The sequence below is a fragment of the Chryseobacterium sp. Marseille-Q3244 genome (assembly GCF_940807095.1).
Lineage (GTDB): Bacteria > Bacteroidota > Bacteroidia > Flavobacteriales > Weeksellaceae > Chryseobacterium.
Genome location: NZ_CALNWX010000017.1, coordinates 67647 through 93835 on the forward strand (window position 1 = coordinate 67647; position 26189 = coordinate 93835).

Below are 26189 nucleotides of genomic sequence, written 5' to 3' on the forward strand. Positions count from 1 at the left end.
GCATTATGAAAAACGGAATCCACCCAGAAAATTATAGACTTGTTGTTTTCAAAGATATGAGTAACGACGAGGTGTTTCTTTGCAAGTCTACTGCAGAAACAAAAGATACTATCGAGTTCGAAGGACAAGAGTATCCATTAATCAAAATGGAAATCTCTTCAACTTCTCACCCTTTCTACACTGGTAAAGTGAAATTAGTTGACACTGCAGGTAGAGTTGATAAGTTCATGAACAAATACAAAAAATTCGCTAAGTAATTTTTGTATACTCAAAATATTAAAGCCTTTCATTTTTTTTGGAAGGCTTTTTTGTTGTTTTAAATTCAATAGAAATGGGCTTTAACCCATTTACAATAAATAAAAAAATCCACTGACTTTAGCCAAAATCTAAAATTTCGCTGGAATATAGATATTCAGGTTGATCTGTTTATTATCTTTTAACTTACATCTTAACTTCTCTCATCTTTTTGTATTTTTGTTTCTAGGCAGTATAAGGATCTGCTTTAGCCTTTGCCTTTTAACCTTTAACTTCTAAAAAATGCAATTAGTATTTTCAGACGCACAATATTGGGAAGATTTTCTTCCGCTTACCTTTACCCGACCGGTTGCAGCCATGCGATGCGGAATCCTTACTTTCTCTGAAAGATGGCAGAGAATTCTTGAGAATACTGAAATTTCTTATTTTACAGAAATGTATCTTCAGGATAAATTTAAAACTCCGGAAGAAAAGGAAAGTCTTTTCATTGTTCCGAACTTTATCCCCACAGCATCCGTTATCCAGCAGATCAAAGATCTTAAACAAGGGGAAGCTTTGGTGTATGAAGATGAATTGGTAGCCGCGAAGATCAATATGAAAGGATTTTCCCTGAATCAGATCGAAAAAATGACAGATATCAAAGAAGAGCTTATTTTCTTTAAAAAGCCTACTGATCTGTTTACTTATAATCATCACGCCATTGATTTTGATTTTGATCTGCTTACCAACGGTAGAACATCACAGGAGTTATCTTCTACCAACGGGTTTTTAGGAGATAAAAAAGATTTGTTCATTGAAGAAGGTGCTCAAATCGAGTTTTCCACATTGAATACTAAAACCGGAAAGATCTATATCGGTAAGAATGCTGAAGTGATGGAAGGTTGCAATCTTCGTGGTCCTATAACTCTTGGGGATGATTCCAAATTTAATTTAGGATCAAAAATTTATGGAGCCACTACCATTGGTCCGCACTGTAAAGTAGGAGGGGAGGTGAATAATATTGTAATCTTCGGATATACGAGCAAAGGACATGAAGGATTTGTAGGAAATTCTGTAATAGGAGAGTGGTGTAATTTTGGAGCAGATACCAATTCTTCCAATCTTAAAAATAACTATAGCCATGTTAAGCTATGGAATTACAGAACCAAAGCTTTCGAAGACACTGGTTTACAGTTTGCAGGTCTGATCATGGGAGACCATTCCAAAACAGCGATCAATACCCAGTTGAATACCGGAACTGTAATAGGAGTTGCCTCTAATATCTTCAAACCAGGTTTTCCACCGAATCTTGTGGAAAACTATTCATGGGGTGGCTTAAAAGATGATGAAAGATTCAGATTGGATAAAGTCTATGAAGTGGCAGAACGAGCAATGGCCAGAAGAAAAGTAGCTTTAACTGAGGAAGATAAGGCTATTTTGAAGCATGTTTTTGAGACGTATTAATTCTATTATAATAAAAACTTCAAATATTTTTGAAGTTTTTTTATTTTTGATGTAATAGATTGTAAAGACTGGTTGTCTTACCTATAAGAAACAAAACTCATGACCCAAGAAACTTTCAAGAATACGGTGTTTATTCTCAAAGACGAGATGTATCGTTTTGCGAAGCGATTCGTCATGAGTAGTGATGAGGCGGAAGATGTAGTACAGGATATCATGATAAAACTCTGGCAGAAACGGGAAGAACTGGGACAATTTGGAAACTTAAAATCCTATGCGCTGAAGTCTGTCCGGAATGAATGCCTGAACCGTCTGAAGCATCACGATGTGAAGATAGGCTTTGCGGATATGCAGCTTCACCGGTCGGAGCTTTACAGTATGGAAGTTGATAACCTTAAGGAACATATTGTAGGATTTATCAATCAGCTCCCCGAGAAACAAAAGCTGGTGATCCACTTGAAAGATGTAGAAGAGTACGACGTTTCCGAAATTTCTGAAATGCTGGAAATGGAGGAAAATGCAGTAAGGGTAAACCTTATGCGGGCAAGACAAAAAGTAAAAGAACAAATCTCACAACTGATGAGCTATGAAAAAAGATCAATTACAAGATAAATACGACGAAATCTTCCGGGATATAAAGGAAGAAAAAATGGAATGGAGTTTTGATGATTTCCTTCAGCAGGCAGAAAATAAAACTTCTGAAGAAAACACAACCCCTATTATTCCATTAGAAGAAAAGAAAAAGCCCTCATTTCCCAAATGGTTCTGGATGGCTGCCAGTGTAATGTTGGTCTTTGGGATCGGATTTTTCCTTAAAAATAATTCAGGAACAGGAGTTCATGACAAGGAAAGTCTGGTGAAAAACGAAGTGTTAAAGCAAAAGTCCGGGTTTATTGAAGAAAATAATAATCACCAGGAACAAGTAGCAGTGAATCATACCGATTCTATTTCAGGAGCTAAAAAAGATTCCATCTTTCAGGATAATCATGTGGCAGAAAAAGATGTTATGGATGAAATCTTACCGAAAAGAGGAAGGCTTAAAAAAGAAAGAAGGCCAAGATATGCTGATAATTCCTCTTTTAAAAATAACAAATCTAAAGATTCTACAGGATATGAAAATTCTTACGTTATTGTAAACGGGAAAAGAATTGACAATGTAGAAGAAGCTATTAATGTAACAAAATACTCATTCCAGATATTTGCAAATAACGTTAGTGAAAAATTGGCACAGCCTACGGTGGTAGATGATGATTATTAATCAGAATAACAGTTGCCATCATTAACTTAAAAATAAAATTGACTCATGAAAAAACTATTCATAATATTCGCCCTCGCTTTTTCCCATTTCTTTAATGTATATGGACAAAAAGATAAATTTGACCAACTCTTTGATAAATATCAGGAAGTAGAGGGAGTAACCTCTATTAAGATTGCCAAACCGATGTTCGGCATGCTTAGCAGTCTTAATATTGATGATTCCCAGCTGGATCAGATAAAACCGCTATTGTCAAAAATTAACGGGCTCAAGATTCTTATTACGGAAAATCCAGAGAAAGGAAATACTGCGGAAGGGCGTAAAGTTCAGAGTAACATGTCCCAATTGAGTAAAGATATTTCTTCTTATCTAAAGAATCTGAACTACAACGAAATCATGTCAGTGAATAATGCCGGAGCTAAAGTGAAATTTTTATCCGCGGAAGCTAAAAACGGTATTCTGGATGATCTGTTACTAAGTATTGACGGCGGAAGTGGGGAAAGTATTTTTGTAATGCTTGACGGAAAGCTTTCTATGGACGATGTAAGCAAGATCATTAACTCCAGTGAAACCAAAAAGAATCCAATTTCCAATACAAGAAATAATCTTACTTCAGGTAATAATTCGTCTTATCTTAACGGAGAAGCCAGAAACGTTGGTGATTTTTCAGGAATTCAGGTCAGCACCGGTGTCAATGTAATTTTTAAACAGGAAACACCAACCAGTGTAAAAGTGATTGCAGATGCAGATAAATTAGAATACATTATTACCAAGGTGGAGAATGGTACTTTAAAAATTTATATTGATAATAAAGGAGTAAGAAATCTGAGATTTAAAAACTTAAGTGTCAATGTGTCTTCTCCAAAAATGGACAATATTGATGTGTCATCCGGTTCTAATCTTACTGTTGTAAACTCTATTCAGGAGAAAAATATGAAGATTGATGCTTCATCCGGAGCTAATATTACCGGTGACTTTAAAGTCTCAAATGCAGCAAGTATTTCAGTATCCTCAGGGTCAAATATCAGAGCAGGAATTACTGCCGGAAATATCGGAATTAAAAGTTCAAGCGGATCTAATATGAGTCTGAGTGGAAAAGCAGATTCCGGAACTATAGATATTAGCAGTGGGGCATTATGTAAAGCAGATGATTTGAAATTTACTTATCTTGAAACGGAAGCTACTTCCGGAGGGAATGTTACCGTAAACGTATCGGATAAATTAAAAGTAAGAGCATCTTCAGGAGGATCTGTGAGATATAAAGGAAGACCGGAAATAGAGTCCAACATCAGTAAGACATCAGGAGGATTACTAAGACCAATGGATTAAAATGATTACCATGAAAACGCTCAAAACTATTTTCTTCTCAATTTTGGTAATCGGTAGTCTTCAATCCTGTATTGTTTCTGAAAAACCTAACATGGACTTCTTTTCAGATGCAAGATATGATTTTAAAGATGCCAAGTTTACAAGTTTTAATGTGCCGTTACTGCTGGCTAAGCCCTATATCAAGAAGGCTTTAAGAGAAGACGGAGAGAGTGAAGAACTTATTAGTCTCATTAAAAAGGTTTCTAAAATAAAAGTTCTTACCGTAGAAAACGGCAGCAAAGAAATGTTGAATGATTATGCCAAATTTTTGAATACTAATCATTATGAAGACTGGGCTACCATAAAACATAATGGTGAAAATGTAAACCTGCGAGTAAAGCAAAAAGGAGAGGCTATTAAGAATATGCTGATTACAGTGAATTCAGATAAAGAATTAGTCTTTGTAGATGTAAGAGGGAGTTTTACACCTGATGATATTTCAAAAATGATTAATGCTGTTTCAGATAAGTAATTGATTTCACTTCAAAAATCTTCCTATGGAAAAGCTTATTAAAGAAGTTCGTATGTTAAAGATATATGCAGCTTCGCTTACTGTAGTTTGTGTATTACTTTTTATACTGGCATTTAAAGCCAATCCTTCTGTAGAACGTTTTAAAGAAATAGATGTAGAACGCATCAATATTGTTGAAAAAGATGGAACTTTAAAAATGGTCATCAGTAATAAAGAGCGTCAGCATCCGGGAATGGTGAATCATAAAAATATGAATCAGAGAGAAAGGGATGCAGGATTGATTTTCTTTAATTCATTAGGGGATGAATGTGGGGGACTTGTATATGATGCTGATGAAAAAGGATCAGGAATGGTATATTCAATAGATCAGAGAAATACAGATCAAATCATGCAGCTCCAGTATCTTGAAGAAACCGGAAAAGATAAAAAAAGAGTGTACGGCTTAAAACTTTGGGATCGTCCGGATGATTTCCCTTTGGAAGCTATTATTAAGTTTGAGGATTCCCTGAAAAAGCTCAATGATCCTGTTGCCAGTAAAAAAGCATACGCAATGCTTAGAGAACAAGGCAGGTTAACCAATGAACGATTTTTTGCAGGGAAAACAGCAAACGGAGATGTTGGAGTTTTTATCCGTGATACCAAAGGAAAAGTAAGGCTAAAATTATATGTAGATAAAAATAATCAGACCCATATTGAGAATCTGGACGAGAATGGGAATCTTGTAAAATAATTGTTATTGATCAAAATATTGATCCCAGACAAGTAGTTTCAGACATACTAAATTTATTTTGTGAAGGAAAACCGTTCTTAAAAAGGGCGGTTTTTCGATTTAACTTATTGATTATTAAATTTTATTTAAACTATTAAAAATGATTTTCATATGTCATCAAAATAACCTAATTTTGCAAAGAAAGTAAAGATGTCTATTCATAACAAAATTGTAGAGACAGCCATCACTTTCGATGACGTTCTTCTAGTCCCTTCTTATTCAGAAGTTTTACCTAACCAGGTTTCATTAAAATCAAGACTTACCGACAAAATCACGCTGAATGTTCCGATAGTTTCCGCTGCAATGGACACTGTTACTGAAGGTGATTTAGCAATTGCCCTGGCAAGAGTTGGTGGGTTAGGCTTTATCCACAAAAACATGACGATTGCCGAGCAGGCAGCACAGGTAAACCGTGTGAAACGTTCCGAAAACGGAATGATCTCCGATCCGGTTACCCTTTCAAAAGACCACACTTTAGGACAGGCTAAAGAGATGATGGCTCAGTTCAAAATCTCAGGACTTCCTGTTGTGGATGCTGATAATGTTCTTATCGGAATTATTACCAACAGAGATGTAAAATATCAGGAGGATCTTGATATGAAAGTGGAGGAGATCATGACCAAAGAAAACCTGATCACTTCAGACAAAGATACCAACCTTGAAAAAGCGAAAGAAATTCTTCTTAAAAGCAGAGTTGAAAAATTACCAATCGTAGATAAGGATAACAAGCTTGTAGGTTTAATTACGATTAAAGATATCGATAATCAACTTGAATATCCAAATGCCAACAAAGACCAGAGCGGTCGTCTTATCGTAGGGGCCGGAGTTGGAGTTGGAGAAGATACTTTAGACAGAATTGAAGCTTTAGTACAGGCTGGAGTGGATATTATTGCAATTGATTCTGCTCACGGACATTCTAAAGGTGTTTTAGATAAAATTTCTGAGATCAGAAAGGCCTATCCAAACTTAGATATCGTAGGAGGAAATATTGTAACGGCTGAAGCGGCTGCAGATCTAATCAAAGCAGGAGCTAACGTTCTTAAAGTAGGGGTTGGCCCAGGTTCTATCTGTACAACAAGAGTGGTTGCCGGAGTTGGAGTACCTCAGTTATCCGCTATTTACAATGTATACGAATATGCTAAATCTCAAAACGTAACAGTAATTGCTGACGGTGGAATCAAGCTTTCAGGAGATATTGTAAAAGCTATTGCAAGTGGAGCAGGAGCAGTAATGCTAGGTTCTCTTTTAGCAGGTACAGACGAAGCTCCGGGAGACGAAATTATTTTCCAGGGAAGAAAATTCAAGTCTTACCAAGGAATGGGAAGCCTTTCCGCAATGAAGAGAGGTGGAAAAGAAAGATATTTCCAGAGTGAAGCTAAAAAATTCGTTCCGGAAGGAATTGAAGGAAGAGTACCACACAAAGGGAAATTAGAAGATGTGATCTTCCAGTTAACCGGAGGTTTAAGAGCGGGTATGGGATACTGTGGAGCTAAAGATATTGAAACTTTACAGAAAGATTCCAAATTAGTAATGATTACAGGAAGCGGATTGAAAGAATCGCACCCACATGATGTGATTATCACTCAGGAAGCTCCAAACTATTCTTTATAGAGAAAGAATATTCATAATATAAAAGAAGCTGCACATCTGTGCGGCTTTTTTTATATTCAGATTCTTGAGTCTATTTTTTTAATGGTTTTAAAATTGTTAATCAAAATAAATATTTAGAATTATGTAACAAAAATATATGTTTTCCGACTAACTATTGTGATTTTAAAAATATGTTTGTTTTTTATATGTAGAAAATGAATGTAACTGATTGAAATGTGTTTGAAATCTAAAATTTAAAAACCTATTTAAAAATTATAGAAATGAAGAAAACTTTCCTTTATGGAGCAGCGCTATTTTCGCTTTCGCTGTCTGCGCAGCAACAGCTGCCAAAACAGAAACTATGTGGATTTGACCAGCTTTTAGAACAGCAAGATAAAGAAAATCCAGGAGCAAGGGAAGCCCTTGAAAACATTGCAAGAAAAATTCAATTAGAACAGAAAAAAAATCCATCTGCCTTTAATAAAACGGTAAATGGAATTTATGAAATTCCAGTTGTTGTTCATGTAATTGAAGGGGGAGATGGTGGATTTAGCAGAACAAATGCACAGATTCAGACATGGATAGAGAATGCTAATAAAATGTATGCAGGAACATATCCATGGCCTTCTAATGGCGTGCCGGCTGATTTTGGTACAGCAGCTGTATTCCCAATTAGATTAGTACTGGCAAAAAGAACTCCACAATGTACGGAAACAACAGGTATTGTAAGATATAACGGAAGTTCTCTTCCTGGATATAGTACTTCTGGAATGGCTCAACAGACAGCTAATGGTGCTACGAGAGCAGCTATTAAGGGATTAGCTCCACACTGGCCTGAATCTTCTTATTTCAATATTTATTTGATCAATATGTTTGATGGAGACCCTACTCCAAATGCCGGTTTAATGGGATTTGCTGCATTTCCGAATTCGCAGGATAGCCAATATGAATCTTTTATGAAGGCCGGAACTGTAAGTACTCTTCATGATACAACTTTTGCTCATGAGTTTGGGCATGCTATGGGGCTATATCATACATTCCAGGGAGGAAATTATCAAGTAAGCAGTTCCAATGCTAACTATTGTCCACCTGCTACTACAGGAGATTGTACAAAAGATAATGATATGGTTTGCGATACGGAAAGAGCGGGGGCAGCTTATTTTGGTGTTCCACCTACAAATGCACAGACCAATCCTTGTACATCAACTAATTATCAGGGAGTACAGTATAATATGATGAATTATACAAATTCAATAGCACAGAAATTTACTCTTGGGCAAGGGGATAAAATACAGGGATTGTTTATGTTACTTAGAAGTAGCTTGACGACCTCATCAGGTGGTACGCCAATTTCTACATCTACAGGATCTACTACACCTATAGCAGCTTGTGCTCCAACTGGTGTAACGAATATGGGAGATTATTTGATCGGTCCTACTTCTGTTAAACTAGGACAAATTAATAATGCTAGCTCAGGGCTATGGACTGGTGATCCTTCTTATTATGTAGATTATACCTTACAATCTTGTTTGAAAAACTCTCATACTACCTTAGCTGTTAATCAACCACAAACTATTGAGGTGGAAATTTTCCAAAATCCTCAGTTTGTAAGAGTTTGGATTGATTATAACAATAATGGTTTATTTGAAGAATCAGAATTAGTTGCCAGTGGAGATGATATTCAACTGGGTGCAGATTTAAGAGGACTTTTCACGGGAACATTTACTCCTCCTTCCACAGCGGTTATGAATACTCCTTTAAGAATGAGAGTGATAGCTGAAGGTTTTGATGAGGGAGATCCAATAGCATTTGCAACTTGTGGGCAGTTAAACTATGGACAGGCAGAGGACTATTCTGTGACATTAGTTTCAAACCTTGGAACAAGCGAAACAAAAGCTAATAATAATGATTTAGTGATTTATCCTAACCCGGTTGCTACTGGAGATAAGATTTTCATTAAAGCCAAAAATGGAAAGAATCTTAAAGTTTCAATTTCTGATATGGCAGGAAGAGTAGTGGCTAACCCAACCGTATCTCAGGAAGAAAATGGAGTTTATAAAGTAAGTCAACAACTTGAAAAAGGAGTTTATATGATTCAGGTTTCTAATGGAAAAGATAGTAAAACATCTAAGCTGATTATTAAATAACTTTACTAAATTAAATAAATATACATGCCTCCAGTAAATGGGGGCATTTTTTATTTTAATTTTTTATAACTGAATCTACGTTTGATAACCGAATTCAAAAATTTCCCCTTGGAAGATGCCTTACCAAAGTCTTCAGCAATATGGGAAGGAACCTTAAAATAATCATACACCGCTCCGGACTGATAGAAAATTCTTATTATTTCAGTTTCCGGAAAATAGATAAAATGATTGATAACACTGGATGGCATATTCTATGTCCAGCAAAAAATATTCCCTAAAAATGAAATAAAAAGGCTTCCGGAAATTCCGAAAGCCATTATTGATTTTTACTAGTATAAATTTAAAAAGAAAAACCCTTTCAGATTGAACTAAAAGGGTTGAATTTATTAATGGATTTTGCTGTTTCTATAGATATTTTCTCTAGGAATTCAGCAAATCATGATAATTGGTAATATGTAGATATCCTTCTTCTTTGATACTGACCTCTAATTGATGTTTGACTGCTATATCGTAAATTTCTTTTGGAGACATACTTCCTTTTTTACTAAGGGTTTTGCTCATATTTTTAAGCAAATCAAGATGTAGAATCAGATCTTCTCTTGTTTTTTGTACGAGTTCCTGCATCAGTGTTTCGATTCTTTCGTCGGTGATGTGCTGCTGCATACGATGAGGATAGGCTTCCAGATTATAAGCAGCCTGATACTCTTCTTCAAAACCGTATTTTCTGATGAAATCAATGACAAGGCTTGTTGCCTGCTCCCTGTCGTGGCTTCTGCCGATACTGGCATGCTGGTTTCCAAAAATAATTTCTTCAGCAATTCCTCCTGCCAGATAGATTTTGATTCTGTTTAGAATACTTTCCTTGGTATCATGAATTTGATGTGGGAAAGTAAAACCGGCTGCATAACTGCTTGCTACTTTGCTTTTAAGCTGTAGTGGGGCAAAACCTGTATACAGCATATAAGAAACGGCATGCCCGCATTCATGAACACTGATATTGGCCACTGCATCCTGTTGATTAGCCTGACGTATACTGTCGATTCTGCCTAGATATGGAATTTCAATAGTTCTGGAACCCCTCTTTCCGGTAATAATCTTTTTATCCTGGAGATAATCGATTTCGATATTTTTATCTTCATGGATAATGGCTTCAAACAGAAATTTGCTGAGGTTAGTGTCTAAAATATCCACAACGCTGCTGAATACTGGACGCACTCCCTGAACCGGAAAAACTCCGTTTCTGTAGATCAGTTCATTGATGGCTTTATTTATTTTTAAAGAAACCCCGAATTTCGTTTTCGTTTTATGCTTCAGGTTATTGATTTCCCGTTGGATAAGCTTATGAAAATCCTCAGTTTTTAATGAAAAATAAATTAAATGAATATTCCCGAATCTTGCTACCTGTTCAGGGCGAAACTTTCTGGCTAAAGCATTTTTAATATCAACTACCGTTATTTTTTTTGTGAAAGCATGGTAAATATTGGCATCAACATCTGCCTCACTGGTTTCTCTTGACATCTGAAACGCTTCGTCCAGGTTTCCACTAATAATGATAAGCATTTTGCTGTAATCTACGGGTTCATAGATTTTCTTTTCTTTCTGCTTTTTGCGGATCAGCTTAATCATATCTTCCTCTTTCATATCAATGATGCTCATGACATCATCATCCATGCTGAGGTATTTTTTTAATTCTTTGGCATCCCACAGGTTCAGATATGGATTTTCATCCAGCTCCGTTTCTCCGTTCTGCTTTCGTCTGTCATTTTCTTTTTTTCGGAAAAGATAGGAGAATAGATAATGTTCAAGATCTTCCCGTTCTCTTTTGCTCAAACGCCCATCACTCAAAAGCTCCCAAAAATCAGTGAACTTGGTTTGAGGAACCGGAATACCATCCGGATCTATGGTATTGAAACGCTGGATCTCATCAAAAAGAGCAATGCTTGGTTTCTCATCACTTAATCCATTAGTTTGTAAGATGTCTGAAACACTTTTGCTCCAAGATGTTTCATCTGTATTGCTTAATTCAATTTCCACAAAACGATTTTGAAAATCAAGAAAACGAACCATCTTCCTCACCAGATCCGTTTTTCCTACTCCGGTCATTCCCCATAAATTGATTACCACGGGACGGGTTAAGATCTCAGGCATCAGATACCAGATCTGGATATATTCCATGATATCATCGATGATCTTATCTATACCAATGAATTCTTTTTTTAGATAAGCTTTACAATCGTCCAGCTTTTTCTTTTTCTTCCGAATTTCTTCTTTATCAATAATCATGGATGAAAAATACACTATTTTTTTAGATTATCCTTAAAATCCTCAACCCTGAAATCAGTCAGAGCATTTCCTTTTTCAATTTTTTCCTTAGAATAGAGCCTGAAGTCATTTTCCGTTTTTTCCAGGAGATAATCATAAGGGCCTACATGGGAAATGAGTTTTACCAGAACGGGAGAGATTTCAAGACAGATAAAAAGTCCCATGATAAAGGTAGCTGCCAGTCCTATAATAGCAGAGTTTTTACCCAATTCATCCAGGGCCTGAAGTCGAGCTGCAAATCCATTAAACTTATCTTCAAAGGTTTCTGTAGATTTTCTTTCGGTTTCAAGATTGGTATAGACTTTTGAGATCTCTTTATCCAGATACTCTAGTCTTGGAGCTACCTGTTTCTGATAATTCTCAAGATCTTGTCTGCGTTGCTCCTTCAACTGTTGTTTACGTTTGGCATTAGGTCCATATCCTTCTTTTCCACTAGTTAAACCAGACTCTTTTCCCAGAATTTCCTTTTCAAGTTCTACAGATGCAGAATCGTATGATTGCTGATATAAAGCTGTTTTTTCTGCAATCTGTTTCTTTTCAGTTTCAAAAGGACCGCTTTGCTGAAGAATTCTTCCGGTCATTTCGCCCTGAAGCTGTTTTTTATTCCTTTGAATAATGGTGTTTAATTGCTTATTTACCTCCTTTTCAAAGATTTTAAGTTCTAACGGTTTTGAAATGATAATCCCTAGAAATGTGGCGAGGATTAAACGGGGAATAGACATCAGGATCTGATTCCACCATGTCCCGGTTTTTTTGATGGAAGACACAATGTATCGGTCAAGGTTAAAAATCATTAACCCCCACAGAATTCCAAATCCTATGGATGCCCAGATATCATCAAATACGGTATACATAGCATAACCTGCAGAAAGAGTGGCAAACACTGCCGTGAAAAGTACAATTCCCCCGATACCGGAAAATTTATTCCATTCACTTGGGGTCTTTCTTAGAATATGGATGTTCCCTCCGGAGCATACCATCAGGAACTTCTGGAACCAGTTTATTTTATGATTCGGTTGATTTATAGTTTGTTGGTTTGTTTTCATCATAGAAAATTTATACAAAGGTAGTATTAAAAATCATACCAATGTAAAAGATAGTATTATGTTTTACCAAGTAATTTAAACATTGGCTTCAAATAGCTTATTGTCACTGTGGTTTATGAATAAAAAAATATTATTTTTAAACAAATTAAAGTACAAAGTGAAAAGCTAATTAAAAGAGAAAGAAAAATAATCTCTTTCTAAATTTTTATACTACGATGAAACCAATTATACTTTCTTTTTTTATTCTGGTGTCTATTGCCTGCTTAGGCCAGGAAAAGCAAACTGAATTTATTTATAAATTTCATATTGATAATATTAATAAAGGAGAGGTAATTCTTGAAATTGAAAATTTCAAGAAAGCATGGATTAGGGTTTCTGATCATATTGATAATAATGCTTTGGTGGTGACAGCATTTCAAAAAAGTGATGCTGAAGATGGGCCATATGAAGATATTGATTTTCCAAAGAAGCATTTTGATTGTTTTATGGAGCCATGTTTCCCCTATATGTTTTTACTAAAAAAGAATAAGACAAAACAATATAAGTTCGATATATTTAGTACTTCTCCTCTAGAAAAAAATAAGTGGTATCGTTTTAAAGTCTCTTTAGAAACGAAGATCTGTAAAGATTGCAGCTATATAAATAGTGAGTGGATTTATTTTAAAAGGTCATTAAATTGATTCTGAAAGGAAATTTTTTGACGTGATATTTTCGAATTATTATAAAAAATATTGAAAAAAAGTATGAAACTGATTGTATTACCGATAGTCTTTACAATATCCTTGAGCTGCACTCGAAAAGAAGTAAAACTTAAATTTTGTGATGCAGTATATCACACCAATCAGAATTCCTGTTTTGTACTTAAAAATAATACGGATGTAAAATATATTTTTTATCCACCTTCATTTGTTGATGACGAAAAATGGGGCTATTTGGGAGGACGTGTATGGATTACTGATAAGGAAGGAAAAGAGCCTGTTGTCCATACAGCTTATATTAATAAGGGCACGCCTACGGGAAAAGAAATGGATCAGTTTATACTCAATGAGCACAAAGATTCTTTACTATGGAAAAAATTATTGGTTCAGGGGCTTCGGGTTGATTACTGGGGAGCAAAGAATCACAAGGTAATTACCAAAACAAAATTTGTCTTGACTCCTGGCGGTGAAAAGAAAATTCCAAAGAAAATTTCAATTTTTAAAAAAGATCTTGAGTCTTCAGGTACTTATTATAGTTTTGATAAAAAAAGGAAATATTTTATTCAGATTGAGTTAAACTTTGACAGTACTGAGATAAAAAAGTACCTGCCAACGGGACAATTAGATTCCCTGAAAAAAAACAATATTAAAATATTTCATGGTATTCTAAAAACAAAGAAAATTCCAATAGTATTAGACTGATAATGAAAATGGTTTATTTAAGTCTATCCGGATTCTGTTTTAAAAAGCTATCCCATCCGGAATACGATTTTGTATCCGTAATGGTTCCGGAATTAAAATGATGACATACCGCCACTGCAAGACCATCGGAAGCATCTAAATATTTTGTTGGGAATTCCTTTAGTTTAAAAAGATTCTGAAGCATTCCTGCTACCTGTTCTTTACTGGCATTCCCATTTCCGGTGATGGCCATTTTAATCTTTTTAGGAGAATATTCAGTGATGGGCACATTTCTATACAGGCTGGCAGCCATAGCTACTCCCTGTGCGCGTCCCAATTTCAGCATACTCTGTACATTTTTTCCAAAGAAAGGTGCTTCAAGCGCTACTTCGTCAGGGTGATATTCGTCAATTAATGCTAATGTTTTTTCAAAAATATATTTTAGTTTGGTCTCGTGGTTGGGATATTTTTTTAGAATCAATTCATGAAGGGCAATCATTTCCATTTTACCTTTTTTAACGGAAATAAGACCAAATCCCATCACCGTTGTTCCGGGATCAATACCTAAAATTATCTTCTCTGCAATCATTGGGTCAAAGATAGGACTTTATAAGATAATAATGAGAAGGAAGACGAATAGATAAGAGACAAAAAGATCATAGAAGGAAACTGTGACCTCTAAGAATTGAGAATAAGTAAGGAGCTTTTTTATTGCACTTCCGTAAAGGCTTTCTCTGCAATACGAACCCATTTCCCATCATGTCGTAATAATAGGATTTTACTAACTAAAAATTTAGTTTTATATTCTGTATGTTCATATTTTTCCCAGGCTTTAAGATAATTTTCCCATGTTAGATCTCTGTATCCTACGGTCACATGTGGAGTAAAAGAATATTTTGAAAAATTGAACTGCTGCTTTACCCTGTTATAAAGATCTGTTAAATGAGTATTGTCTTCAGGATGTACAAAGATCACCGGATTTTGAGGATTGGGAAAACTTCTAAAGCCATTCAATTCAATTTCAAATGGTAGTAGATTGGTATCAATTTTCTGAAATGCGATGTGAATATCTTCTTCTAATTCCAGTTCTCTGGAGAAAGGAGGAAAGAGAGTGATGTGAGCTTCATTTTTTAACGCCTTAGAGTTTCCATAAGAAAAAGCCAGATCTTTTTTAAAAGTCCTTATCTCCTCAATGATTTCTTCTGGTGGGTAAATGGCGATAAAGTACATTTTTTTCATAATGAAAATTAAGAATTTTAAAATAAATTTTAATACATAAGAAAATTATGCATAGATTTGCAATGTATTGAAATGACCACCATGAAAAAAAATAGTCTTTATAAAGGAACTTTACAGAACATTATTTTGAAGCTGCTTTCAAAAGAGGTTAAAATGTATGGTTACCAAATTACCCAAAGGGCCAAAGAGCTTACCCAAGGTGAACTCGAAATGACAGAAGGGGCACTTTATCCGTTATTGCATAAGCTGGAGGGAGACGGAATGATTACTTCAGAAATTCAGAAAATAAACGGAAGAGACCGCAAATATTATCTGCTCACTGAAAAAGGAAAAAAACAGCAGACAGAGCAGGAGAATGAAATGAAAAGCTATCTGGTAAATCTTCAATCTATATTTAGTATATAATGAATACCCTGCAGGAACACAAAATTACAGACTATCTTGTTTCCCGAAATCTTTCACTGGATATACAGATAGAAATTAAAGATCATATGATCCATCAGATCATGGATCTGCAGCTGGAGGAAAATCTTAGTTTTGAAGATGCTTTTTCCAAAGTAAAGGAATCATGGAAGGACGAGTTTATCACAGCAAATTATTGGATGTTTTTTCGGGAACCTATTCCATTAATTGCAAAAAAAATCATCCGTGAAAAGTACAACAAGTTGTTGAAGAAATCTTTTTTGACCGGGCTTCTGTTTTTAGGCGTTAATATCCTGTTGATCTACCTGGCCAATAATGCAGATACTTACAGTTTTCTTTTTAAAGGATTGAACGGAATGTTTTTATTGGCATTGGCAGCAGTATGGATCCTGAATTTTAAAATCCGCCAATACATGAAACCGGATTTTAAGTACAAAGGCAAATGCCTATATACAATGTATCAGCAAAATATGGGATTAATGTTCTTGTGTGCTCTGTCTATGCTCCAAATGATGATGAGGGATGGCCATTATGCTTATCAGTTTTTCAGAGAACAGAATCATGCAGATAATTTTATGATGATGATTACTTTACTGATCCCTTTTTTGTTGCAGACCGGAGTCATTTTTACATTGTTCAATTTTTATGAACATAAGAAAAATCTGCTGAAAATGCACGATTTTCTTACTCTTACTACTGATGGTAAGTAAACAGACTAATTTTAAAAAATTAAAAACTAATAACCATTTTTATATGATTACTCTTACACAAGAAAAACAAATACAGCAGTATCTTTTGTCAAAGAACCTGAATCACAAATTATTTATTGAAATTAAAGACCATTTTATCCAACAGATTTCAGGTCTTATGGAAGAACAGCAATTTAACTTTGATGAAGCTTTTCAGAATACGAAAGAGAGCTGGAAACAAGAGCTGAATCTTATAAAAGCAGATCTATTTTCATTCAGGAAAATTACAAGACTCGAAAAAGAAATCCTTCAGAAAAGATTTAGAAATATGATGCTGTATGCAGCCGTTTTCACATTGCTTCTTTCCAAATTTATATTTACTGTTCCAGATGTATTTATGTATTCTGAAATGATAGTAATAGGAACCATGATTTCCCTGCTTGCTTATAATATCATCTTTCGAAAAATGAAGCTGTACCATTATATACAACTTAGCTTTCACCCTTTGATTCTAAAGAATGCCCTTGTTGGTATTGTGCTTTTTGCCTCTGTTTATCTTTTTTATGATGACTTGGCAATGGCGGGAAGCGGAATCATGAAATTTTTCTTTTTATATGCGATGGCAGTAAAAATTCAGCTCCTGTATTACAAGGCACGAAAAGCTAGTGTCCTGATCTAAGCTGAGTAAGGGTGTTTTCAAGATGATCTGTAATCTTTTTCACTTCAATATGTGGTTTGAAGACCAAGCCTTTTCCTTTTTCTTCATCTGCAATATTAGACAGAATAATAACAGAAGTCTTTGTTTCAGGATAATAGATATTCAGAGAAGGAGATCCTTTTACATATCCACTGTGAAAATAAGAATTGGGCTTGCCGATGTTCAACATGATTCCATAGGCATAGCCCATTTTTCCAAAGATGGCATGGCGTCTCTCTGCACTTTTTGCCATAAAGAGCTTAAGCGTTTCCGGTTTCAGAATCTTTCCTCCATACAGTGCATTATTCCATGTATGAAGATCCTGAATAGTAGAAAGAATTCCTCCGGCAGGTGTCCCGATTTCTTTTCCACCTAATCTTTTAGGCATGTTGGGAACTTCCTGAAATTTATTTGTATTTCCAAGGTAGGCTGACGCAAAATCAGAGCCTTTAAAAATATCTCCGGTTGAAGACTGGGTCATTCCTGCTTTTTTAAACAATTCCAATGCGTTGTCATCATATGATTTTCCGGATACGGTTTCTACAATTTTCCCGAGAGCATTAAATCCATCATTGGAATAGTAAAAATCAGTTCCACTTTTAAACATCAGTTTTCCTCCCATCATATTCAGTCCGGAAGTATGGTTCAGAAGTTGATGAATCGTAATATTTTCATATTCTTTGATTTGGAATTCCTTTAGATATTTGGAAACTTTATCCGTAACATTTAATTTTCCCTGTTCCATCTGAAGAAGAATCATAACAGCAGTGAACTGTTTACTTATTGATCCTATGGCAAAGATGGTACTACTGTCTATTTTAGCTTTTCTCTTAAAATCAGAATATCCATTTTCTTTTCTGTAAAGAGGAAGGGAATCCTTGAAAACCGCAATACTTCCGTTGAAATGATACTTTTTGAATACAGAATCAATCTGCTGTTCCAAAAGTGTTTTCTGAAAAGCCGTAATGGTGGAATCAACAATGGCTTTTTTATCGACAGGCGGTAGTGGAGTTTCTGTTTTACATGATAATAAAAAACAAAAGGGAAGAAGGAACATTAAATTTTTGATCACGGGTGTTTATTTTTTGAAATTAAAATTGATATTCTTAAAGATACTGAAATTTTTAAGAGCGTTGTAAGATGCAAAATGCGTGCTAAGAAGGGATATTTAAAGTAATTAATGTACATTTAATGGTTCTTTGAAGACTATTCAATACATTTGAATAGATTATATGTAATCCCTAAATCATGAAAGAGCATTTGAACAACGATTCAGTGAATATAAGCCATCTGTTGGACATTATAAAAAAGCAAGGAACTGAATATCTGAAAAGTCTTGCAGACAGACCTACCTCCATCAATAATGCTCTCATACCGGAAACAATAGATCTTCCAGAGTATGGTTATGGAACAGAAGAAGTCATAAAACTATTCAATAATAGATTTGAACCTATTATGGTAGGATCGGCTGGACCGAGGTATCTTGGATTTGTTACCGGCGGTACTACTCCAGCTTCTATAGCCGGTGATTGGCTTACCACCATTTATGACCAAAATACCCAATCAACAAAAGGATCTGGAGATATTTCAGCGAATGTAGAAATGGAAACGGTTAAACTTATTCTTGAATTGCTGGAGCTTCCTGACCATTTTTTAGGAGGCTTTGTAACCGGAGCAACCATGTCTAATTTTACCTGTCTGGCAGTGGCCCGCCAATGGCTAGGAAAAGAAAAAGGGAAAGACTTTGCTAAAGATGGAGTTTCTGAAACCATGAAAGTTTTAACGGCAACTCCCCATTCATCATCCATAAAGTCATTATCTCTTTTAGGAATGGGCAGCAATAATATCATCAAAATTAAAACAGATGGAAATGATCGTGAAGCTATTTCTATTAAAGATCTGGAAGAGCATATCCTAAAACTGGACCATGAACCCTTTATATTGATTTCAAGTGGTGGAACAGTAAATACTGTAGACTTCGATGATTTTATGGAGATCAAAAAATTAAAGGAAAAATATACATTCTGGTGGCACATTGATGCCGCATTTGGAGGTTTTGCAGCGTGTTCAGAACATTATAAACATCTTGTAGAAGGTTGGGAATATGCAGACAGTATTACGATAGATTGTCATAAATGGCTGAATGTTCCCTATGAAAGTGCCCTATTTCTGGTGAAAGAAGAATACAATAGGTTGCAGGTAGAAACCTTTCAGAACTCAAATGCTCCTTATTTGGGTGATCCATTGAATAATTTCAGCTATTTAAATTTTCTTCCTGAGAATTCAAGACGTTTAAAGGCGCTTCCAGCATGGTTTTCTTTAATGGCTTATGGAAAACAAGGCTATAAAGATATTGTAGAAAATAATGTTTCGCTGGCCAGAAACTTTGGAAGATTGATTGAAAACAGTAATGATTTTAAACTCTTAGCTTCGGTTCGACTCAATACAGTATGTTTCACCCTCAAAGATGACAAAAAACAGGATGAAGTAGAGAGATTTCTTGGAATGCTGAATAGTACAGGAAAAGTTTTTATGACTCCCACTTTCTATAATCAGCGTAAAGGGATCAGAGCTGCTTTTGTCAACTGGAAAACCACAGAAACAGATGTTCAGTTGATCTTTGAAACCATGAACAGTATCATTACACAGTTAAAATAAATTTTTAATGCCACGAATACACAAATTTTTTAATTGTGTTTTCATCGCTAAGGTATCCTGCTGAGCTATTTAATGATTATTCTCCATTGGTAATAATCAAAGTATTCTAAGCATTTTTATTCGTGGATTCGTGGCAAAAATATTGCTGATTTATTTTGGAATCAGGTCGCAGAACCAGAAAATATATTCTTCATCCTCGTCTTCCGGATTGGTTTTCGGTTTAGGATAAGTTTTTTTAACTGTTTCTCCAATTTCAAATTGAACGGGACATTTAAAAATAGGCCCATCAAAAGTAAACGTATGGAATTCCCCATTTTCTCCACAGGGATCTACATTGCCCGGGAGATCATCAAGAAATTTCTGGTCAATGATTCTTCCAGCAAAGCTTTTATCCAGATAAGTACCATTCACACAGGTGACAATGGTTTTAAATTCTAAATGTAAAAACTCCCGGATAAGGTCGGAGGTGTTTTGTTTCCAAAGAGGGAATACAGCCTGCATCCCAATGGTATTTAATTGTTTCTCCCTGTATTGACGAAGATCTTCCAGAAAAATATCCCCGAAAATAGAGTGGGTAATACCCTGAGCCTGTATTTCTGCCATTGTTGTATTCATGATTTCCTGATATTCTTCCATAGAAGGTTCCTTTGGAAGTTCCATTTTAGTAAGCGGAATGCCAAGGAGGGAAGCTTGTTGTTCCAAAAGAAGAATATGAACACCATGCATGGAAATTCTTTGAAACTCTTTATTAATGCTGGTTAATAGAGTGCATACTTCATATTGATCCTGCTGTAGGATTTTGTAAAGAGCCAATGCAGAATCTTTTCCGCTGCTCCAGTTGAATAAGGCTTTAGGCTTCATTACTTTCAATTTCTATTAATCCTGCAATTTTATGACAAAATTTGTAACAATTCGGTGATTTATGGAGTCTAATTAGTATAATATACTTGAAAACATACAAAATTAAACAGATTTAAAATAAAACACATGAAAAATCTATTGGTTGGGACTGCCGTCCTATTTTTCACGGTAATTGCGACCCCATTATTTTCGCAGAAAGCTGAAGCTCCAAAATTTGTAAGCAATACAGAGGGGGTAAAAGAATACACCCTGGGCAACGGGATGAAAGTCCTTTTGGTTCCGGATGCTTCACAAAGCAATATGGTGGTAAACATTATTTATAATGTAGGCTCTAAGCACGAAGGGTATGGCGAAAAAGGAATGGCTCACTTACTGGAGCATATGTTGTTTAAAAGCACAAAGAAATTAGGGGATATTAAAAAACAATTGTCAGATAAAGGAGGAGATGCAAATGGTACAACCTGGTATGACAGAACAAATTATTATGAAATTTTCCCTTCAAGTGACGATAACCTGAAGTGGGCTCTAGAGATGGAAGCCGACAGAATGGTGAATGCTACAATTCTTCAGACTGATTTGGATAAAGAATTTTCTGTGGTAAGAAATGAATTTGAGATTGGTGAAAATAATCCGGGTTCGGTTTTAATGGAGCGTATTGTATCCACTGCTTATTTATGGCATAACTATGGAAACAGTACCATCGGAAGTAAAGAAGATATCGAAAGAGTAAAAGCACCAACGCTTAGAAAGTTCTATGAGAAACATTATCAGCCGGATAATGCTACCCTAGTTGTAGCAGGTAAATTTGATGAAAAACAGGCTTTAAATTATATTTCCCAATACTTCTCTGTAATTCCGAGACCCACAAGAGTTTTAGATCAGACCTATACTGTTGAGCCAGCTCAGGATGGAGAACGCTTTGTAGAATTGAAACGTTCAGGAGATAGCAAAATTGTAGGGGCATTATATCATACAGCGCCTTATGCAGATAAAGATTATGCAGCATTAGATGCATTATCAGAAATTTTAACAGCAGATCCTTCAGGGTATTTATATAAAGCAATGATTGATTCTCATAAAGCAGCTTCTGTATATTCTTACCAACCAACAGTAAGAGATGCTGCATTTATGTATTTCGGTTTGGAAGTTCCTGCAGATAAAGATGTAAAAGCGGTAGAAGGTGAGTTCAGAACAGAGCTCGATAAAGTTTCAACCATTAAATACACAGAACAGGATGTTGCAAGAGCCAAGGCTAAGATTTTAAAGCAAATTGAAAATACTAAAAATAATACGATCAATTTTGCGATTGGGCTTACTGAGATTGTAGGAGCGGGAAGTTATAAATTAGGAATGTTATATCGTGATAATGTTGAAAAATTAACATTGGCCGACATCCAAAGAGTTGCGGATAAATATTTTAAAACCAATAACAGAACGGTAGGAGTATTTGTTCCCTCCAAAGATGAAATAAGAGTAAAAAATATAGAATATTCTGATGGTCAGATTGCGGCCTTGACGAAAGACTACAAAGGGAAAGCTTTAGAAAAAGAAGTGGCTCCTTTTGAAGCAAGCATTAAAAATCTAAAAGCGAATCTCTCTGAAGGAAAATTAAGCAACGGAATGAAGTATGGAGTTATTAAGAAAGAGATTAAAGGAGGGAAAGTGTTGGGAAGCTTCCGTTTTCCTGTAAGTAATGCTAAAGATTTAAGTGGAAAAGCTCAAATAGGGGCTTTAATGGCTCAGGTGATGAAAACCGGAACTAAAACTCATACCAAAGAACAGATTCAGGATATGCTGGATCAGTGGAAATCTTCTATCAGTTTCTCATTCAAAGGGCAAACATTATCTGCGAATATCAATACATACAAAGAACATTTGCCCAAAGTAATGGATCTGATGAAAGAAATCCTTACAGAATCTAACTTCCCTGAAGCAGAACTAGTAAAAACTGTTAATGAATACAATACTTATCTTGAAGGTTCTTTAAATGATCCACAAGCATTGGCATTTACTGAGATAGGAAAAGTAACGGAAAATTACCCTAAAGAAAGTATTTACTATACTCCATCTTTCAAGGAACAGATTGAAGCTAATAAAACAATCAAAAGACAGGAACTTGTAGACTTTTACAATAAAATTATAGGAAGTAATAATGGAGTAGGAACCATGATTGGAGATCTTGATTCTAAAACAGCATCTTCTTTAATGGAAAATACATTTGGGAAATGGAATTCTAAGTCTAACTACGAACAAATCAAACCTGAACTTTTTGCGACTAAAAAAGAAGATAAAATCTATTTGACTCCGGATAAAGAAAATGGAGCTGCTGTTGGGAAAATAAGCTTCTCTATGGATAGAAAAAGCCCTGATTATCCGGCATTATTGATTGCCAATGAAATGTTGGGTAGTGGAGGGTTCATGACCGCAAGAATTCCTATGAGGCTTCGTGAAAAAGAAGGAATCAGTTATGGTGCAGGTTCATACATGGGAGTTCCGGCAGATAATAATGTGGCCTCTTGGGGTTGGTATGCATTTTTTAATCCTACTAAAAAAGATGCTGTAAATGCAGCATTAAAAGAAGAATTGAATAAAGCGGTGAAAGAAGGATTCACTGAGGAAGAATTTAAATCCAACTTAACTTCATGGCTGACTTCAAGAAAAACAAGCTTAGGAAATGAGAGCACATTGATGGGACTTGTAAACACTCAGCTTCAGTATGGTATTCCTTTGGAGGACTATGATACACTGGAAGCGAAAGTTTCAGCCTTAAAAGTTGGACAGGTAAATGATGTTCTTAAAAAATATATCAGTGAAGACAAACTGACTTCTGTGTTTGCAGGAGATTTCAATAAGAAATAGTTTTCATACCCATAAAGTAAAACCGCAGAATCCTCTGCGGTTTTTGTTTTTTTTAATATCGTTGGTGATGCCAGTCAGTAATGATATGACGAAAACAACTTCCAGCTTTCATCCAACACCTATCTTTTATTCTCAACTTCTTTGATAGGAATAAAATCCCCATTGAAGTAATCAATTTTCATTTCAAATGGAGCAATAGGATTACTGGTGAAAGAAACCCCTACACTTCCATAGGAGAATGAAGGAAGAATATTTAAATTAGGTGAGTTTGGATTTAATTTTATTTTTCCGATAAAGTAATAATCGTTGTCTCTCTTTTCAGCCTTTGTAAATAAGTTTTCTATGGAAAGATAGGGATAAAGTTCACCTTTGTAGACGATCGCATAAATATGATCTTTTTTAATTTCTTTTTCTTTGCCATCTACAGTTTCATAGATTCTTACTATTTTCGGGGCATTACCGTAGAATTTTACATTGGTAATTTCTTTGTTGGGCAGCTGATTTCTTAAAGCCTGATAATCATTATATACGCCATCTTTCAATTCAGAAGAGCGGAAAAAGCTGATGGATTCCTTAGCAATCCCTTCAAAATCTTTAATCTGCTCATAAGTATAATGATTCCCGGATTGTGGTTTTTTAGATGCATTTGCAGCAATAAAATCAACAAGGAACTCGCTTCCTTTCTGAAGCATTTCTTTGGTAACATCAGACTTAGCCTTATGGTCAATAACATGATTGACCTGATCCATGAGAGAATAGGTGCCATCTTGATTTTTTGAAAATAAAAATGCCTGGAAATAAAAATAGCCATGAACGGTAACTTCTGTAAAAAACAATTGTCTGAGATATAAAACTAAAGTCCCGTTTTCGGTATTCTCTCCATTGAGGCTGTTTAAAACATTTTGAAACTGATCAGAAAGAGGTTGGGCTGCAAACAGATTTGCAGGAGTATTTAAGAGTCCCTTTCGGAAAGTTCCTAATGAAGTAGTATCAATTCTGCGGTCAATCAGTTTAATGGTTTTATAATAGCTCTTATCCAGTTTTTTAGCGGGAAGGCTGATAGTGAATTCGTCAGGTTGCTTTTGTGCTGATGTTATTATTGTAAAACACAGAGCAGATAAAAATAAAAGTCTTTTGAAATAGTTTTTCATAATTATAGTCTTTTGTGATGTTTGTGATGGGTAAAGCAGAATGGAAAATTTATTTTCGATAAGCTACAATAGCACCATTTTCGAAATAATAATCGGATCCAAATAGTTCCTCAGCATAGATTTCCGGTAGAAAATAGGAGTCGATCTTATTTTCTTGCTGGTATTGTTCAAACTCTTTTTTGGTGATCTCCTCTCCATCCAGAAAATAAATGAAGTCTTTATTTTTAGGATTAAAAGAAAACTTCTTTGCCTGGTCCAGATTGAGATTCAGACTTCCATCTTCCTTAATATTTCTCTTATTGACCAGAAGAAAAGATTTGTTGTCATTCAGAACTCCATTTTGAGAATCTGTTCCTTCAAAAATGAATATATTGCTCATCCTGACATTATCTGCAGGAATATTGATCTGGTTTTTTGAAAAAGAGCTGGATCTGAACCTTTTAAAAGGAGTAAGAATTGTAATAAACTGATATTCAATGAGGTTTACTGTATTTCCTGAAGGCTTTATGTTCAAATTTCTGGTGATTACTGGTTCAGGATACTCAAATCCCTCATCATCTGGTCTGTGGGCAACCATAATCATTCCCTGAATCTCACGAGCTTCTAAAGTATCACGTTTCTGCTTTTGTGCGTTAAGGTTTGAGGCAAATAAAATAGAAAGAAAGATTCCTCCTGCAATTTTTCTAAAAGGCAGCTGAAAAAAATTGTATTGTGTTTCTGATTTTTCTTCCGGAATATATAATCGATGGGGTTGGATTCTTCCACAAACAGAAGAGTTGGATTCTAACAATTCCTTAATTTCATCATCTGTTGTATCTGCAAGATCATATACTTTCTTTGCACAAAGATCACAAAAGCTTCCACCGGGAATCTTCTGCATATTTTCCCGGGCAGCAGAGCAAGGCTCTTTAATTTGAAATTCCTTTTTCATGAGGATTAGTTTTGTCAGATTAAAAATACAAAAAAACCTCAAAGAAATTCCTTGAGGTTTTTAATTATAATATTTATTTTTTTAGACTTTAATATATTCATTTAACAAATGATATAATGATTATTGTTAAATAAATGTATAAGTAATCGAATAAATAATCGAATAAATATTCAATTTTAATTACGGAAAACCGTAATGTAGTATGATGGTAATCTGATAATAAATTTTATATAATTTGATTGTTAATGTTTTTTTTTCTACATTTGCTAGTAAATAAATACAATGAATATTTTTGATTCTATAGTATTTGAAGATCCTAATAAAGTAGGAGGTTCAATTAAAGCAACAATTCATAAATCAGGAAAGCTTGGGTTCTCTTCTGGAGCAGAGGGTTTTATGGCAATTAAAGAAGGCGTTTTTTTTAAAGTAGGCTTTAATGAGAGCGGTGATGAGGGAAATATTTATATGGTATCAGTTGATACAGAAGATGGTGCTTTTAAAGTGTCTAAAGCCTGAATAAGGCATCCGAAATACTGATCATTCGCAGCAACCATATCTGCCAATTTCATCACCTTAGGAATAATTTTTCCTTTTGGAGCACAAGATCTGAAGATTTGTTTTGCAACAAGCTTCTCAGG

At 35.1% G+C, this 26189-nt stretch carries 26 protein-coding genes; 17 read left to right on the forward strand and 9 right to left on the reverse strand.

Features of this window, described 5'->3' with window-relative positions:
• Positions 1-5 precede the first annotated feature (5 nt).
• The 9 genes from NBX25_RS21185 to NBX25_RS21225 all read left to right on the forward strand — a co-directional run bounded on the left by NBX25_RS21185 (position 6) and on the right by NBX25_RS21225 (position 9296).
• Complete coding sequence (locus NBX25_RS21185; RefSeq protein ID WP_027375398.1) at positions 6-257, forward strand: type B 50S ribosomal protein L31; 252 nt, start codon at positions 6-8, stop codon at positions 255-257.
• A gap of 280 nt (positions 258-537) precedes the next feature.
• The gene (locus tag NBX25_RS21190) at positions 538-1698 is read left to right on the forward strand and encodes a putative sugar nucleotidyl transferase (RefSeq protein WP_250255314.1); all 1161 of its coding nucleotides are present in this window, start codon (positions 538-540) and stop codon (positions 1696-1698) included.
• A 99-nt stretch (positions 1699-1797) separates the two neighbouring features.
• Positions 1798-2307 carry a GFO_1088 family ECF-type sigma factor gene (locus tag NBX25_RS21195; protein WP_250255315.1) on the forward strand — a complete coding sequence of 170 codons (510 nt, stop codon included), beginning with the start codon at positions 1798-1800 and terminating at the stop codon, positions 2305-2307.
• Complete coding sequence (locus NBX25_RS21200; protein ID WP_250255316.1) at positions 2282-2953, forward strand: hypothetical protein; 672 nt, start codon at positions 2282-2284, stop codon at positions 2951-2953. The genes NBX25_RS21195 and NBX25_RS21200 overlap by 26 nt, the downstream gene beginning before the upstream one ends.
• A 45-nt stretch (positions 2954-2998) precedes the next feature.
• Entirely contained in the window at positions 2999-4279 is a 1281-nt protein-coding gene (locus NBX25_RS21205) for a DUF4252 domain-containing protein (protein ID WP_123909843.1), read from the forward strand.
• Positions 4280-4289: 10 nt separating this feature from the next.
• Positions 4290-4790: a DUF4252 domain-containing protein gene (locus NBX25_RS21210; protein WP_250255317.1), complete on the forward strand. Its 501-nt coding sequence runs from the start codon at positions 4290-4292 to the stop codon at positions 4788-4790.
• Between the two features lie 25 nt (positions 4791-4815).
• Positions 4816-5520, forward strand: a complete 705-nt coding sequence (locus NBX25_RS21215) for a hypothetical protein (protein WP_250255318.1) — start codon at positions 4816-4818, stop codon at positions 5518-5520.
• Between the two features lie 189 nt (positions 5521-5709).
• Positions 5710-7170, forward strand: coding sequence for an IMP dehydrogenase (gene guaB, locus NBX25_RS21220; protein ID WP_123909846.1), 1461 nt, complete (start codon positions 5710-5712; stop codon positions 7168-7170).
• A 260-nt stretch (positions 7171-7430) separates the two neighbouring features.
• Positions 7431-9296, forward strand: a complete 1866-nt coding sequence (locus NBX25_RS21225; RefSeq protein WP_250255319.1) for a T9SS type A sorting domain-containing protein — start codon at positions 7431-7433, stop codon at positions 9294-9296.
• A gap of 50 nt (positions 9297-9346) precedes the next feature.
• Here the strand turns inward: NBX25_RS21225 and NBX25_RS21230 are convergent, their stop codons facing one another.
• The 3 genes from NBX25_RS21230 to NBX25_RS21240 all read right to left on the reverse strand — a co-directional run bounded on the left by NBX25_RS21230 (position 9347) and on the right by NBX25_RS21240 (position 12664).
• On the reverse strand, positions 9347-9544 hold the full coding sequence (locus tag NBX25_RS21230) for a KTSC domain-containing protein (protein WP_123858013.1): 198 nt from the start codon (positions 9542-9544) through the stop codon (positions 9347-9349).
• Positions 9545-9716: 172 nt separating this feature from the next.
• Positions 9717-11579, reverse strand: a complete 1863-nt coding sequence (locus NBX25_RS21235) for an AAA family ATPase (RefSeq protein ID WP_250255320.1) — start codon at positions 11577-11579, stop codon at positions 9717-9719.
• A 14-nt stretch (positions 11580-11593) separates the two neighbouring features.
• Positions 11594-12664: a DUF4407 domain-containing protein gene (locus NBX25_RS21240; protein WP_123911816.1), complete on the reverse strand. Its 1071-nt coding sequence runs from the start codon at positions 12662-12664 to the stop codon at positions 11594-11596.
• Between the two features lie 215 nt (positions 12665-12879).
• On the opposite strand from NBX25_RS21240, the gene NBX25_RS21245 reads away from it, so the two are divergent.
• Together NBX25_RS21245 and NBX25_RS21250 are read left to right on the forward strand one after the other, a co-directional pair.
• Positions 12880-13344, forward strand: a complete 465-nt coding sequence (locus tag NBX25_RS21245) for a hypothetical protein (protein WP_250255321.1) — start codon at positions 12880-12882, stop codon at positions 13342-13344.
• Positions 13345-13407: 63 nt separating this feature from the next.
• Positions 13408-14064, forward strand: coding sequence for a hypothetical protein (locus NBX25_RS21250; protein ID WP_250255322.1), 657 nt, complete (start codon positions 13408-13410; stop codon positions 14062-14064).
• Positions 14065-14077: 13 nt separating this feature from the next.
• On the opposite strand, the gene ruvC is transcribed toward NBX25_RS21250, so the two are convergent.
• Together ruvC and NBX25_RS21260 are read right to left on the reverse strand one after the other, a co-directional pair.
• On the reverse strand, positions 14078-14632 hold the full coding sequence (gene ruvC / locus NBX25_RS21255; RefSeq protein WP_123909851.1) for a crossover junction endodeoxyribonuclease RuvC: 555 nt from the start codon (positions 14630-14632) through the stop codon (positions 14078-14080).
• A gap of 119 nt (positions 14633-14751) precedes the next feature.
• Positions 14752-15282: a 2'-5' RNA ligase family protein gene (locus tag NBX25_RS21260; RefSeq protein WP_250255323.1), complete on the reverse strand. Its 531-nt coding sequence runs from the start codon at positions 15280-15282 to the stop codon at positions 14752-14754.
• Between the two features lie 81 nt (positions 15283-15363).
• Between NBX25_RS21260 and NBX25_RS21265 the strand changes: the two genes are divergently transcribed.
• From NBX25_RS21265 to NBX25_RS21275, 3 genes are read left to right on the forward strand one after another with little or no spacing between them, the layout of a single operon-like run.
• Positions 15364-15687 (forward strand): PadR family transcriptional regulator, encoded by a 324-nt coding sequence (locus NBX25_RS21265; RefSeq protein ID WP_250255324.1) that lies wholly within the window; start codon positions 15364-15366, stop codon positions 15685-15687.
• Entirely contained in the window at positions 15687-16415 is a 729-nt protein-coding gene (locus NBX25_RS21270) for a hypothetical protein (protein WP_250255325.1), read from the forward strand. The genes NBX25_RS21265 and NBX25_RS21270 overlap by 1 nt, the downstream gene beginning before the upstream one ends.
• Positions 16416-16458: 43 nt before the next feature.
• Positions 16459-17073 carry a hypothetical protein gene (locus NBX25_RS21275; protein WP_250255326.1) on the forward strand — a complete coding sequence of 205 codons (615 nt, stop codon included), beginning with the start codon at positions 16459-16461 and terminating at the stop codon, positions 17071-17073.
• Here the strand turns inward: NBX25_RS21275 and NBX25_RS21280 are convergent.
• Positions 17057-18163 carry a serine hydrolase domain-containing protein gene (locus NBX25_RS21280; protein WP_250255327.1) on the reverse strand — a complete coding sequence of 369 codons (1107 nt, stop codon included), beginning with the start codon at positions 18161-18163 and terminating at the stop codon, positions 17057-17059. The genes NBX25_RS21275 and NBX25_RS21280 overlap by 17 nt on opposite strands.
• Before the next feature lie 176 nt (positions 18164-18339).
• Between NBX25_RS21280 and NBX25_RS21285 the strand changes: the two genes are divergently transcribed.
• Positions 18340-19749 carry a pyridoxal phosphate-dependent decarboxylase family protein gene (locus NBX25_RS21285; RefSeq protein ID WP_250255328.1) on the forward strand — a complete coding sequence of 470 codons (1410 nt, stop codon included), beginning with the start codon at positions 18340-18342 and terminating at the stop codon, positions 19747-19749.
• 150 nt (positions 19750-19899) lie between these two features.
• Here the strand turns inward: NBX25_RS21285 and NBX25_RS21290 are convergent, their stop codons facing one another.
• Complete coding sequence (locus NBX25_RS21290) at positions 19900-20610, reverse strand: Dph6-related ATP pyrophosphatase (protein WP_250255329.1); 711 nt, start codon at positions 20608-20610, stop codon at positions 19900-19902.
• Between the two features lie 126 nt (positions 20611-20736).
• Here NBX25_RS21290 and NBX25_RS21295 point away from each other — a divergent pair, with 126 nt between their 5' ends.
• Positions 20737-23469, forward strand: coding sequence for a M16 family metallopeptidase (locus tag NBX25_RS21295; protein WP_250255330.1), 2733 nt, complete (start codon positions 20737-20739; stop codon positions 23467-23469).
• Between the two features lie 119 nt (positions 23470-23588).
• Here the strand turns inward: NBX25_RS21295 and NBX25_RS21300 are convergent, their stop codons facing one another.
• A complete protein-coding gene (locus NBX25_RS21300) occupies positions 23589-24620 on the reverse strand; it encodes a hypothetical protein (protein WP_250255331.1) in 1032 nt (343 codons plus the stop codon).
• Between the two features lie 49 nt (positions 24621-24669).
• Positions 24670-25551 carry a hypothetical protein gene (locus tag NBX25_RS21305; protein WP_250255332.1) on the reverse strand — a complete coding sequence of 294 codons (882 nt, stop codon included), beginning with the start codon at positions 25549-25551 and terminating at the stop codon, positions 24670-24672.
• Between the two features lie 282 nt (positions 25552-25833).
• On the opposite strand from NBX25_RS21305, the gene NBX25_RS21310 reads away from it, so the two are divergent.
• A complete protein-coding gene (locus NBX25_RS21310) occupies positions 25834-26067 on the forward strand; it encodes a hypothetical protein (protein ID WP_250255333.1) in 234 nt (77 codons plus the stop codon).
• Positions 26068-26189 lie beyond the last annotated feature (122 nt).